This is a genomic window from Streptomyces fungicidicus, from assembly GCF_003665435.1.
GTDB classification, from domain to species: Bacteria; Actinomycetota; Actinomycetes; order Streptomycetales; family Streptomycetaceae; genus Streptomyces; species Streptomyces fungicidicus.
In genome coordinates, this window is record NZ_CP023408.1 from 316594 (window position 1) to 328926 (window position 12333).

A 12333-nucleotide genomic window follows, 5' to 3' on the forward strand; every position below is an offset into this window, starting at 1 on the left:
TCGGGCTGTTCGCCCCTGTTGGCGACCCATCACCGCCGGCTCACTCCCGGCCGTCCCTGACGACCGCGACGGGGCACCGCGCGTGGTGCAGGACGGCCTGGCTCACCGACCCCAGGAGCAGGCCCGTGAACCCGCCGCCGCCCCGCGCGCCGACCACGAGGAGCCGCGCGTCCGCGCTCGCCTCGACGAGGGTGTGGCGCACCCGCCCGATGACGGGCCGGCGGCGCACGGTCACCTCCGGGTACCGCTGCTCGCACCCGGCCAGCGCCGCGTCGAGCACCTGCTCCGCGTGGTCGCGCAAGTGGCCCCTGTCGTACGTCACGAAGGGCGGGTCCGCCGCTCCGTCGTAGGCGTCCGCGCTGCCCGGCCGGCACACGTGCACCGCCGTGAGAGGGGCGCCGTGAAGTCGCGCCTCGGCGAAGGCGAAGCGGACGGCCGGGGCCGACGCGGGCGCGTCGTCGACGGCGAGCAGCACCGGACCGCCGGCGCGCCCCGCCTCCCGCACGACCAGCACCGGGCAGTGGCCGTGGGCCGCCAGCTGCCCGGCGGTCGACCCGAGCAGCAGACCCGCGACGGTTCCGCGGCCGTGGCTGCCGACCACCGTGAGCGAGGCCGTGCGCGAGGCGAACACCAGGACCGCCGACGGATCGCCCGCCGCGACGTCCCGGGCGAGCTCCACGCCGGGAGCCGCGTCGCGGGCCCGCCGTTCGGCCTCCGCGAGGGTGCCGTCGACCAGTTCGCGCACCCCCGCCCCGGCCGGACTCCACGGCGGCCCGGAGCGGGGAACGTGCGAGGACGTCCGGCCGAAGGCGTGCACCAGCCGCAGCCCCACGCCCCGCACCGCGGCCTCGCGGGCCGCGGTCTCCACCGCGTCCAGGCTCGACGGCGACCCGTCGACCCCCACCACCATCGGCTGTCCCATGACGGCGCTCCCTGCCGGAGCCCGCTACCGGGCCCGCTCGCGCGGGACCAGCAATACCGGGCAGTGCGCGTGGTGGAGGCTGCCCTGGCTCACGGAGCCCAGCAGCATGCCGCGGAAGCCGCCCCGCCCGCGTGTGCCCACCACCAGGCCGAGCGCGTGAGCGGAGGCGTCCGTCAGCTCCCGCACCGGATGCCCCTTCACCACCTCGTGGTGCAGCTCCACCTCGGGACGGGCGGCGGTACGCCCGGCCACCGTCTCCGCCAGCAGCCGGCGGCACTCCCGCACCGCCGCGTCCTCGTCCAGCGCCCCGAGCAGCGGGGCGTGCCAGACGTACAGCGCGCGCAGGGACGCACCCCTCAGGGACGCCTCTTCGAAAGCGAGGTCGACGGCGGCGGCCGAGTGCGGGCTGCCGTCGACGCCGACGACGAAGTACGGCGGCTGCCCGGAGGTGTGCTCCGCCTCCCGCACCACGACCACCGGACACGCCGCGTGGGCGGTCAGCGGCAGCGCGACCGCGGCCGAGCCGAACAGCTCGCGCGCGGCGCCGAGATGCCAGGAGCCGACCACGACCAGCGAGCCCTGGTGGGAGTGCTCGGCCAGCACCCACGCCGGGTGCCCTTCGGCCAGCACGGCCGAGACGTCCACGTCCGGACGGCGCGACTCGACGAAGGCGACCGCCCGTTCCAGCACCTCGTTGCCCGCCGTGTGCAGGTCGTCCCGCCACTTCTCCCACGACGGGGGGCTGCCCTCCAGCCGGTATCCGGGCACGGGCCCGCCCTGGGTGTGCACGAGGGTCAGGGGGAGGCGGCGCCGGTCCGCCTCGTCGGCGGCCCAGGCGAGAGCCGCCAGTCTTCCGGGGTCGGGATCGACACCGACCACGACAGGACCGCGTCCGTCGGCGCGCATGGTCACCACCTCCTGCGGGGGGCCGTCCCGGTTCCGCCGTCCGGCGGCCGGGCCGCTCCGCGCTCGTCCCCGCGCCGGACGGTCCCGCGCGACCCGAGTGGGCCGGGCCACCGGATTTCAAACGCGCCGTCCGACGGGGCCCGCGGGCCTCCTCCGGACGGCAGGGGCACCGCGGGCCGAGCGGTCGCCGGGTGGCCCCGGCCCGCCAGGAGGCCCCCGGGTCAGAGCTCCGCACGGAGTTCCCCGGCGATGCCGGCCGCCCAGCCGTCGACGGCCGCCCAGTCCCGGAAGTCGCCGAACCGTCCGCCCACCAGCCGGAAGAACACGCGTCCGGCGCGGGGGAGCTGGTCCCGCCGGACGACCCCGGAGAACAGGCGGTGACCGCGGAACCGCAGACCCGGCGTCAGGCCCTCCTCGATCACCGGCAGCTCCCTGGGGGCCATACGGCGCCACGGTCCGCGCAGCGCGGCGGGCATCCCGACGCTGAAGATCCACACCGGGCGGGCGCCGAGCACGTCCAGATTGTCCCGCACGAACTGCCTGGCCGGAGGCAGCCACTCCTGCCCGTGCACGGCGCTGCCGAGGACGAACGCCCGGTAGGCGCCGGCGTCCCCGACCTCCGCCAGCGGTCTGGCCTCGGCCGTCAGACCCGCCCGGCCCAGCACGGCGGCCGTCCGTTCGGCGATCGTCCGGGTGGAGCCGTGGGCGGTCGCGTAGCCGACGAGGACGTCCACGGGAGCACCTCCTGGCGGAGTGAACGGGGGCCGCCGTCACGTCGGCACGCCGGGTTCCCGGCCGCCCTGGTCGAGCCGGAACGGCGGGTACACGTCGGTGAGCAGCGACGCGTACGCGGCCACCCGCAGCACCCAGCGGTTGAGCCCCGTCACCAGGTCGAAGACGCCGCGCGGATAGCGCCCGGTCACCGCGAGCGCCACACCGGCGAACAGCGCCAGCAGCCCGATGAGGCCGCCCGAGAACCAGGCCAGGCGCGCGCCGCCGACGAAGAAGCCCAGGAGCAGGTAGTGCGGGACGGCCAGGAGCCACCACTTCACCAGGACGAGTCCGCGGGACAGCTCCTCCGGGTACGCCAGCTCGAAGCGCGCCGGGTAGCCGGGGACGTCGGCGAGGGTGAACGGCGGATAGCGATCGGTGCCCAGCGTGCCGTAGGCGTAGTACGCCACCCGCCAGTTCCAGCGCAGCACGCCGGTGGCGAAGTCGAACAGCGGCCGTGGATAGCGGCCGGTGAAGAGGACGGCGAAGAAGGCCACCACGCTCACCACCGCGAACGCCACCCACAGGAAGGCGAGGACGACGTAGTGGGGGAGGGCGAGCAGCCATTTGACCAGCCACAGCCAGCGGGACAGCGGAGCGTCGAGGACGGCCGTCACCCGCGCGGGGTGGGGCGGCGCCACCCCGGCGGGCGGCACGGACGGCGGCTGGGTGTGCGAGCTCATGGTGACCGCTCCCTTCGGTTTCCGGAGACGATCCGGGCACCGGAACCCCCTGGATTCCAGCGTCCGCGGGACGGGCGCGGCGGGCAAACCGGCCGGACGGGGCGGCGGACCCGGGGTGTGCGGAGGTCGCGGCGGGCCGTGGGCGGTGCGACGGTAAGTGCAGGGACTCCGGTGAGCGGCAGGAGAGGAAGGCGGTGGCGACCATGGAACTCCCGCTGGTGGTGGGGGTCGACGGTTCGGATCCCAGCCTCGCGGCGGTGGACTGGGCGGTCGACGAGGCGGCGCGGCACGGCCTGCCCCTGCGGCTGGTGCACGCCTCGCTGTGGGAACGGTACGAGGGCAGGGTCCCGTCGTTCGCGCGGGAACGTCCCCCCGGAGAGGTCCTCGCCCAGCACATCGTCGCCTCCGCGGCGGAACGCGCCCGGCAGCGCGGGCCGGGGACCGAGGTGTCGGTCGACGTGCTCCCCGACGACCCCGTGTCCGCGCTGCTGGCGGCGGGCCACGAGGCGTGGGCGCTGGTCATGGGGTCCCGCGGGCGGGGCGAGCTGGCCGGGCTGCTGCTGGGGTCGGTCGGCCTCGGCGTGTCCGCCCGCGCGATGTGTCCCGTCGTCGTGGTCCGCGGCGGGGAGCGGAACCTGCGGGGAGCCTTCGGACGCGTGGTCGTCGGGGTCGGCGACCTGCCGCACAGCCTGGGCGCCGTGCGGTTCGCCTTCCGGGAGGCCGAGGCGCGCGGCGCGATCCTGCACGCCGTGCGGGCCTGGCGCACCCCGGCTCCCGGGCACGCGGCCGGCCGCCCCACGGACGACGGCACCTCCGCGCACGAGGAACGCGCGTCCGCCGGCCTCGCCGAGGCGCTGACCCAGGCCGTACAGGAACACCCGGACGTCGACGTGCGGCGCACACCCGCCGAGGGCCCCGCCCACAAGGTCCTCCTGGAGGCGGCGGCCGACGCCGACCTGGTCGTCGTCGGAGCCCTGCGGCGGCACGGCCACTCCGGTCTGCAGCTCGGCAGGGTCGCCCACACCCTGCTGCACCACGCCGAGTGCCCGGTCGCCGTCGTCCCGCAACGGGTCTGAGGGCGAGGCGCGCCGCGCCCCCGCACGGTCCGGCCAGGAGAAGGGCGAGGGCGGCCGATGCCGGAGTGGACATGGGAGTACGACGGGTACGACCCCGCCGCCGAGCGGCTGCGGGAATCCCTCTGCACGCTCGGCAACGGCTACTTCGCCACCCGCGGCGCGATGCCCGAGTGCCGGGCCGGCCTGGTGCACTGCCCGGGCACCTACGCGGCCGGCTGCCACAACCGCCTCGAGTCGGACGTGGCCGGGCGCCGGGTCGTCAACGAGGACATGGTCAACCTCCCGAACTGGCTGCCGCTGCGCTTCCGGCTGCGCCCCGCGGGCGGCACCTGGGGCCGGTGGCTCACCCCGGACTCCCCGGCCCTCCTCGGCCACCGGCAGGTGCTGGACCTGCGCCGGGGCCTGTTCGTCCGTGAGTCGCGCTACCGGGACAGGGCGGCCGGAGCCCTCCGTGTGGCACAGACGCGGCTGGTGCACATGGGGGACCCGCACCTGGCCGCGCTGCGGACGGTGCTCACCGCCGAGGACTGGTCGGGGGAGGTCGAGGTCGAGTCCGCCCTCGACGGCGAGGTGACCAACACCAACGTCCACCGCTACCGGGCCCTGGACCGGCACCACCTGACCCGCGTACGGACCGGTGCGCGGGAGCCCGGCACGGCATGGCTGTGCTGCCGGACCAGCACCTCCGGCATCGGGATCGCGCTGGCCGCCCGGACCGTCGCCGTGGGGCCAGCGCCGTCCTCCGAGCGGCTGCGCCCCGACCGGCGCCGCGCGGTCCACCGCCTGGTGGTCCCCATCGCTCCGGGCCGGCCCGTCGAGGTGCAGAAGACCGTGGCGCTGCACACCTCCCGCGACGCCGCGATCAGCGACCCGCTCGGCGCGGCCGTGGACCGGGTGACCGAGGCCCCGGACTTCGCCGCCCTGCTGCACGCGCACACCGACGCCTGGCGGCGGATCTGGCGGCGCGCCGACATCCGCATCCCCGGCCGGGCGGGCCGCATCCTGCGGCTGCACCTCTTCCACGTGCTGCAGACGCTGTCCCCGCACACCGCCGACCTCGACGTGGGGGTGCCCGCGCGGGGACTGCACGGCGAGGCGTACCGGGGGCACGTGTTCTGGGACGAGCTCTTCGTCCTGCCCTATCTGAACCTGCACTTCCCCGACGTGTCGCGGGCCCTGCTGACCTACCGGTACCGGCGCCTGGACCGGGCCTGCCGGGCCGCCGCCGCCGTCGGCCGGACCGGGGCGATGTACCCGTGGCAGAGCGGCAGCGACGGCCGGGAGGAGACCCAGGAGCTGCACCTCAACCCCCGCTCGGGCCGCTGGCTGCCGGACCGTTCACGGCTCCAGCACCACGTCGGCTCGGCGGTCGCCTACAACGTGTGGCAGTACTGCGAGGCCACCGGCGACACCGAGTTCCTGTACACCAAGGGCGCGGAGACGCTGGTGCAGATCGCCCGCTTCTGGGCGGACGGCGCGGTCCTGGACCCCGCGCTCGGCCGCTACCGCATCCGCGGCGTCGTCGGCCCCGACGAGTACCACGACGCCTACCCGGGAGCTGTTCGGCCGGGACTGGACGACAACACGTACACCAACGTCACCGCCTCCTGGGTCATCGCCCGCGCGCTGGACCTGCTGCGCCGGCTGCCCGCCTGGCGGCGGCAGGAGCTGATGGAGCGCGTCGCGCTGGACGAAGGCGAACTCCCGAAGTGGGAGGACGTCTCCCGGCGGCTGCACGTGCCGTTCCACCGGGGCGTCATCAGCCAGTTCGAGGGCTACGACGACCTGGCCGAGCTGGACTGGGACGCCTACCGGGCGCGGTACGACAGCATCCGGCGGCTGGACCGGATCCTGGAGGCCGAGGGGGACACGGTCAACCGCTACAAGGCGTCCAAGCAGGCCGACGTCCTCATGCTCGGCTACCTCTTCCCGCCCGCGGAGCTGCGCGGCCTGTTCCGGCGGCTGGGCCACCACCTGGACGACGAGGTGTGGAGCAGGACCGTCGACTACTACCTGCGCCGCACCAGCCACGGCTCCACCCTCAGCGAGCTGGTGCACGGCTGGGTCCTCGCCCGGGTACGGCGCGCCGACGCCTGGCAGTACTTCCACGAGGCCCTCGAGTCGGACATCGCCGACGTCCAGGGCGGCACCACCGGCGAGGGCATCCACCTGGGAGCCATGGCCGGCACGCTCGACCTGGTCCAGCGGGGACTGACGGGACTGGAGACCCGCGGGGACGCCCTGCTGCTGGACCCGGTGCCGCTGCCGGTCCTTTCGGAGTACGGATTCACCCTGCGCTACCGCGGTCACTGGGGCATCTCCCTGCGGCGCCACAGCGGACAGCTGGAACTCGGCATCCCGGACTCGGAGGAGTCGCCGGTCCGCGTGGTCCTGGCCGACCGGACCGTGACCGTCGCCCCCGGAGAGACCCGCACGTTCCGGCTGCCCCCCGCCTGAGGCGCGCCCCCGGCCCGGCACCCGCACGGGCCCGCCGGTCAGGGCGCCAGGGAGAAGTAGTTCTCCTCCTCCTGCGTGAAATGCAGCCGCAGCACGGTGTGCAGGCCGTACAGACAGGCACGCAGGTCCTCGAGCTGCTCGGCCTCCAGCGCGCCCTGCGCCTCGGCGAGCGCCAGATGGGTGGCCACCCGCCCGGCGAGCCGCTCGATCTCGGCGTGGGCGCGGCTCATCGTCGCCGTCGCCTCGGGGCCGCCGAGCGTCGGTCCGAGCGCCGGATAGAGCTCGTGCTCCTCGGCGTACTCGTGCGGCAGCAGCCGCTCGGTGAGCAGCCGGTTCACCTCGCGCACCGACTCCAGGGCCTGCCCGTCCCCGCCGGGGGCCGAGAGCCGGGCCGCGGCGTCGCGCACGGCCTGCAGCACGTCCTGCAGGTCCTCGTGCTCGGCCGCGAAGCGGTGGATCAGGGCCTCCGCGGCGGGCTCCAGGACCGGCCGGGCCCCCGGGGCCACGCGCAGCGCCCGCAGCGCGTTGAGGATGACCGCCACGTCGATGCCTTCCTGCAGCAGCGCGCCGGCCGCCGGCGGGAGCAGCCCCACGGCGGCCGCGCCCATCGCCGCCAGCGACAGGAGCATGCCGCCCAGGGCGCTCTGCACGGCGATGCGCCGCGACCGCACGGCGATCGCCGTGGCGTCGGCCAGCCGGTCCACCCGGTCCGTGGTGAGGACGATGTCGGCGGCCTCGGAGGACGCGGTGGAGCCCCGCGCCCCCATCGCCACGCCGACGTCCGCGGCGGCCAGCGCGGGCGCGTCGTTCACGCCGTCGCCGACCATGACGGTGACCGCGCGCCCGCGTTCCGCGCGGACCGCGGCCACCTTGTCGGCGGGTGTCAGCTCGGCCCGGACGCCGTCGAGCCCGAGGACCGCGGCGATCTCGCGGGCGGGTTCGGGCCGGTCGCCGGTGAGCATCACGATGCGGTCGATACCGGCCGTGCGCAGCCTTCTCAGGGTGCGGGGCGCGTCGTGGCGCAGCGGATCGCGCAGCATCACGGCCCCCACCGGGGTCCCGTCGACGGTGAGCCAGGCGACGGCGGAGCCGTCCAGCAGGGCCCGGTTCTCCGCCGCCCGCGCCCAGTCCGGGACCGGCGTGCCGGGCTGGAGACGGCCGACGGCCGTCCTGCGGCCCCCGACCGTCCCGACCGCGCCCCGCCCGGCCTCCTCCGACACGTCCGTCGCCTCCGACGGCTCCAGCCCGCGCTCACGGGCCGCGTCGACGATGGCGCGGGCCAGGACGTGCGGCGAGTACTGGTCCACGGTGGCCGCCAGCCGCAGCACCTCGGCGGGCCGCCGTCCGGGAGCCGCGGTCACGTCGGCGACGCGCGGGCGGCCCCCGGTGAGCGTGCCGGTCTTGTCGAGCAGCAGCGTGCGGGCCCGCCCCAGGCGCTCCAGCGCGCCACCGTCGCGGACCACCACACCCAGCCGGGACGCCCGGGACAGACCGGAGACGATCGCCACCGGGGCGGCGAGCAGCAGCGGGCAGGGGGTGGCGACCACCAGCACCGCCACGGCCCGCACCGCGGAACCGCTCAGCAGCCAGGCCAGTCCCGCGACCGCCACCGAGAGGGGCAGGAACCAGGCGGCGTAGCGGTCGGCCAGCCGGACGACCGGGGCCGCCTCCGCGCCCGCCTGCCGGGCCAGCCGCACGATCCCGGCGTAGGTGCTGTCCCGCTCGGTCGCGGTGGCCCGCAGGTCGAAGGCCCCGCCCGCGTTCACGACCCCGCTGCGCACCGACTGCCCGGGCGGCCGCTCCACCGGCGCGGACTCGCCCGTGAGCACCGACTCGTCGAGGACGGCCGCCGGTCCCGCCACCTGCCCGTCGACGGGGACGACCTCGCCCGCCCCGACGACCAGCAGGTCCCCGACGGCGACCTCGGAGACGGGTACCGGGCGGACCTCGGCGCCGCGGCGCAGGCGGGCGGTGCGGGGCGTGTGCGCGAGCAGCGCGCGCAGGTCGTGGGAGGCACGCCGCTGGGCGGCGGCCTCCAGGACGCGCCCGGTGGCCAGCATCAGGGCGATCAGCGCCCCGGCGAGATACTCGCCGACGGCGAGGGTGCCGCCGAGCGCCAGGACCGCGATGAGGTCCACGCCCGCGTGGCCGCGCCGCAGCGCGGCCACCACCCAGCCGACCGCCGGCACGACGGCGGACACGGTGCCCAGCGCCCAGCACAGGCCGGCGGCGTCGTCGTGGCCCAGCAGCCAGAGGACGCCCCCCGCCGTCAGGGACGCGGCCGTGACGGCCAGCAGAGCGGGTTCGAGCCAGGACCCCCCGGTGTCTTCCCGGCCGGGTCCTGGCAGCGGTTCCTCCGTCGTGGGCCGACGCGTCCGGTCGGCGGGGTCGGCGTGCGTCATGGTGATCCTCACCGTCGGCGGTTCGCGGAGGTCACGGCGGCCGGAACCGTCGCCGTCCGGACGGCCGTCCCCGAACCGGCCGCTCGTGCACTCCCCTTTGCCTCGCGTCCAGGGTCCGTCGGACCGCCCCCGCGGGTCCAGGGCCGCATGGCCCACGGGCCGGGTCGGCCGGCACCTCGCGCCGGAAGCGCTCCGGCCCGACCCTGGAGATGTCAGGCCGCCCCGAGCGGAGGAGCACGGCGCCATGGTCCGTTACGTGTACGACTTCACCGAGGGCGGCCGCGAGATGGCCGGCCTGCTCGGCGGCAAGGGCTCGAACCTCGCCGAGATGACCCGGCTCGGGCTTCCCGTCCCGCCGGGTTTCGTGATCACCACCGAGGCCTGCCGGGCCTTCCTCACCACCGGCGGGGAACCCCCGGGCATGTCGCGGGAGGTCTCCGACCACCTGGCGGCCCTCGAGGAGGCGGCGGGCCGGCGGCTGGGGCAGCGCGACGATCCGCTGCTGCTCTCCGTCCGCTCCGGGGCGCGCTTCTCCATGCCCGGCATGATGGAGACGATCCTCGACATCGGACTCAACGACGACTCCGTCAGCGGTCTGGCCAAGGCCTCCGGCAGTGAGCGCTTCGCCCGGGACTCCTACCGCCGTCTCGTCCAGATGTTCGGCGCCACGGTCATGGGTGTCGACGCCGCCCTGTTCGAGCGGGCCATGACGGACCTCGAGGAAGTGCGCGGGGCCGGCGACGATCTGCGGCTGGACGCCCGCGACCTGGCCGGGCTGGTGGAGACGTACAAGACGGTGATCCGCCGGGAGACCGGCGAGGACTTCCCGCAGTCGCCCGCCGAGCAGCTGCGCCGGGCGATCCTGGCGGTGTTCCAGTCCTGGAACGGGGAGCGGGCACGCCTGTACCGGCGGCGCGAGCACATCCCCGACGACCTGGGCACCGCCGTCAGCGTGCAGCGCATGGTCTTCGGCAACCTCGGCGCCGACTCCGGCAGCGGCGTCGCCTTCACCCGCGACCCGGCCACCGGACGCCCCGGGCTGTACGGCGACTACCTGCCCGACGCCCAGGGCGAGGACGTCGTCTCCGGCATCCGCAACACCGTGCCCCTGAGCGAACTGGAGCGCCTGGACGCCGCGTCCTACACCGGGCTGCGGGCGCACATGGAGACGCTGGAGCGGCACTACCGCGACCTGTGCGACATCGAGTTCACCATCGAGCGCGGCACCCTGTGGATGCTCCAGACCCGGGTCGGCAAACGCACCGCGGAGGCGGCCTTCGCCCTCGCCGCCGCCCTCGCCGACGAGGGACTCATCACCCCGGACGAGGGCCTCGCCCGGGTGAGCGGCGAGGGCCTGGCCCGGCTGATGTTCCCGCGCTTCGACACCTCGGGCGACGGAGAGCCGCTCGCCCGCGGCCTCCCGGCGTCCCCGGGCGCCGCGGTCGGGGCGGCCGTCTTCCACTCGGCGGACGCGGTACGGCGTGCCGCGGCCGGCGAGAAGGTGGTCCTGGTCCGCCAGGAGACCAACCCCGACGACCTGCCCGGCATGATCGCCGCACAGGCGGTGCTCACCGGCCGCGGCGGCAAGACGAGCCACGCGGCCGTCGTCGCCCGCGGCATGGGCAAGGTCTGTGTGTGCGGCGCCGAGGAACTCACGGTGGACACCGGGGCCCGGCGGTTCACCGCCCCGGACGGCACGGTCGTGGAGGAGGGCACGGTCGTCTCCGTCGACGGCTCCACCGGGGCCGTGTACGCGGGGGCGGTGCCCCTCGTCGACTCGGAGGTCATGCGGTTCCTGGAGACCGGGGAGACCGGCGAGGGGGCGGGCGGGCTGGTCGACGCGGTGGCACGTGCCCTGGGCCGGGCCGACACGGTCCGCCGGCTGGAGGTACGGGCCAACGCCGACACCCCCGAGGACGCCGCGCGGGCCCGCCGGTTCGGCGCGCGGGGGATCGGTCTGTGCCGTACCGAGCACATGTTCCTCGGTGAGCGCCGCAAGCTCGTCGAGGAGATGATCCTGGCGGATTCGCGGACCGCGCGCGACCGGGCCCTGGCGGCGTTGCTGCCGCTCCAGCGACAGGACTTCGCCGGCATCCTCGAGGCGATGGACGGACTGCCGGTCACCATCCGCCTGCTGGACCCGCCGCTGCACGAGTTCCTGCCCGACCGTACCGCTCTCGCGGTGCGGGTCGCCGCCGCCGAGGCACGCGGCGACCTGCCGGCCGCCCGCGACACGCAGCTGCTGGCCGCGGTGAACCGGATGCACGAGGAGAACCCGATGCTCGGGCTGCGCGGCGTGCGCCTCGGCCTGGTGGTGCCCGGACTGGTCGCCATGCAGGTGCGGGCCATCGGGGAGGCCGTCGCCGAACGTCTCCGGGCCGGCGGCGACCCCCGGGCGGAGATCATGGTCCCGCTCGTCGGGGACGCGCGGGAGCTGAGCATCGTGGGCGAGGAGGTGCGGCGGGTGCTCGCCGAGGTCTCCGAGGCGGCCGGCACGCCCGTCGGCTGCCCGGTCGGCACGATGATCGAGCTGCCCAGGGCGGCGCTGACGGCGGGCCGGATCGCCGCGGAGGCGGAGTTCTTCTCCTTCGGCACCAACGACCTCACCCAGACCACCTGGGGGTTCTCCCGCGACGACGTCGAGGCGGAGTTCTTCTCCGCCTACCTCGACAAGGGCGTCTTCCCCGCCTCTCCGTTCGAGACCATCGACCGGGACGGAGTGGGCCGCCTCGTCGGGATCGCGGTCGCCGAGGGCCGCGCCGCCCGGCCGGACCTCAAGATCGGCGTGTGCGGCGAGCACGGCGGCGACCCGGACTCCGTGCACTTCTTCCACGCCGCCGGCCTGGACTACGTCTCCTGCTCGCCGTTCCGCGTCCCGGTGGCACGGCTGGAGGCCGGGCGGGCCGCGCTGCGCGACACGGGGGCGAGCGACAGCCGGTGACCCGACCTGACCGGAGGGGCCGGCGGGGTCCCGCCCGGCGGAGGCGGATCACCTCCCGGACGGATCGCCCGCCTCCCGCACCGGGACGCGCCACACGAGCGCGGCACCGCCGCCGGCACGGTCGCCCGCGGGGATACCACACCGTCTTCGGGTGCACAGCCTGCTCGGGGCGGTG

Annotated in this window: 8 protein-coding genes; 3 read left to right on the top strand and 5 right to left on the bottom strand. The window is 75.9% G+C overall.

Translation table 11 applies throughout. The features are described from left to right. Positions 1–40 precede the first annotated feature (40 nt). The 4 genes from CNQ36_RS31685 to CNQ36_RS31700 all read right to left on the bottom strand — a co-directional run bounded on the left by CNQ36_RS31685 (position 41) and on the right by CNQ36_RS31700 (position 3282). Positions 41–922, bottom strand: a complete 882-nt coding sequence (locus tag CNQ36_RS31685) for a universal stress protein (RefSeq protein ID WP_121549019.1) — start codon at positions 920–922, stop codon at positions 41–43. A 24-nt stretch (positions 923–946) separates the two neighbouring features. Beyond that, entirely contained in the window at positions 947–1828 is an 882-nt protein-coding gene (locus tag CNQ36_RS31690) for a universal stress protein (RefSeq protein ID WP_121549021.1), read from the bottom strand. A gap of 221 nt (positions 1829–2049) precedes the next feature. Then, positions 2050–2562 (bottom strand): flavodoxin domain-containing protein, encoded by a 513-nt coding sequence (locus CNQ36_RS31695; RefSeq protein WP_121549023.1) that lies wholly within the window; start codon positions 2560–2562, stop codon positions 2050–2052. A 36-nt stretch (positions 2563–2598) separates the two neighbouring features. Further along, on the bottom strand, positions 2599–3282 hold the full coding sequence (locus tag CNQ36_RS31700; RefSeq protein WP_121549025.1) for a DUF4389 domain-containing protein: 684 nt from the start codon (positions 3280–3282) through the stop codon (positions 2599–2601). 203 nt (positions 3283–3485) lie between these two features. On the opposite strand from CNQ36_RS31700, the gene CNQ36_RS31705 reads away from it, so the two are divergent. Together CNQ36_RS31705 and CNQ36_RS31710 are read left to right on the top strand one after the other, a co-directional pair. Then, positions 3486–4358, top strand: coding sequence for a universal stress protein (locus CNQ36_RS31705; protein WP_121549630.1), 873 nt, complete (start codon positions 3486–3488; stop codon positions 4356–4358). Positions 4359–4415: 57 nt separating this feature from the next. After that, complete coding sequence (locus CNQ36_RS31710; protein ID WP_121549027.1) at positions 4416–6815, top strand: glycoside hydrolase family 65 protein; 2400 nt, start codon at positions 4416–4418, stop codon at positions 6813–6815. A 38-nt stretch (positions 6816–6853) separates the two neighbouring features. On the opposite strand, the gene CNQ36_RS31715 is transcribed toward CNQ36_RS31710, so the two are convergent. Continuing rightward, positions 6854–9217 carry a heavy metal translocating P-type ATPase gene (locus tag CNQ36_RS31715; RefSeq protein WP_121549631.1) on the bottom strand — a complete coding sequence of 788 codons (2364 nt, stop codon included), beginning with the start codon at positions 9215–9217 and terminating at the stop codon, positions 6854–6856. A gap of 244 nt (positions 9218–9461) precedes the next feature. On the opposite strand from CNQ36_RS31715, the gene ppdK reads away from it, so the two are divergent. After that, entirely contained in the window at positions 9462–12158 is a 2697-nt protein-coding gene (gene ppdK, locus CNQ36_RS31720) for a pyruvate, phosphate dikinase (protein WP_121549028.1), read from the top strand. Positions 12159–12333 lie beyond the last annotated feature (175 nt).

Excerpts from the sequence above, each read along its gene's own strand:
- CNQ36_RS31685 (WP_121549019.1), bottom strand. The coding sequence starts at position 922 with ATGGGACAGCCGATGGTGGTGGGGGTCGACGGGTCGCCGTCGAGCCTG.
- CNQ36_RS31700 (WP_121549025.1), bottom strand. The coding sequence starts at position 3,282 with ATGAGCTCGCACACCCAGCCGCCGTCCGTGCCGCCCGCCGGGGTGGCG.
- CNQ36_RS31710 (WP_121549027.1), top strand. The coding sequence starts at position 4,416 with ATGCCGGAGTGGACATGGGAGTACGACGGGTACGACCCCGCCGCCGAG.
- CNQ36_RS31705 (WP_121549630.1), top strand. The coding sequence starts at position 3,486 with ATGGAACTCCCGCTGGTGGTGGGGGTCGACGGTTCGGATCCCAGCCTC.
- CNQ36_RS31690 (WP_121549021.1), bottom strand. The coding sequence starts at position 1,828 with ATGCGCGCCGACGGACGCGGTCCTGTCGTGGTCGGTGTCGATCCCGAC.
- CNQ36_RS31715 (WP_121549631.1), bottom strand. The coding sequence starts at position 9,217 with ATGACGCACGCCGACCCCGCCGACCGGACGCGTCGGCCCACGACGGAG.
- ppdK (WP_121549028.1), top strand. The coding sequence starts at position 9,462 with ATGGTCCGTTACGTGTACGACTTCACCGAGGGCGGCCGCGAGATGGCC.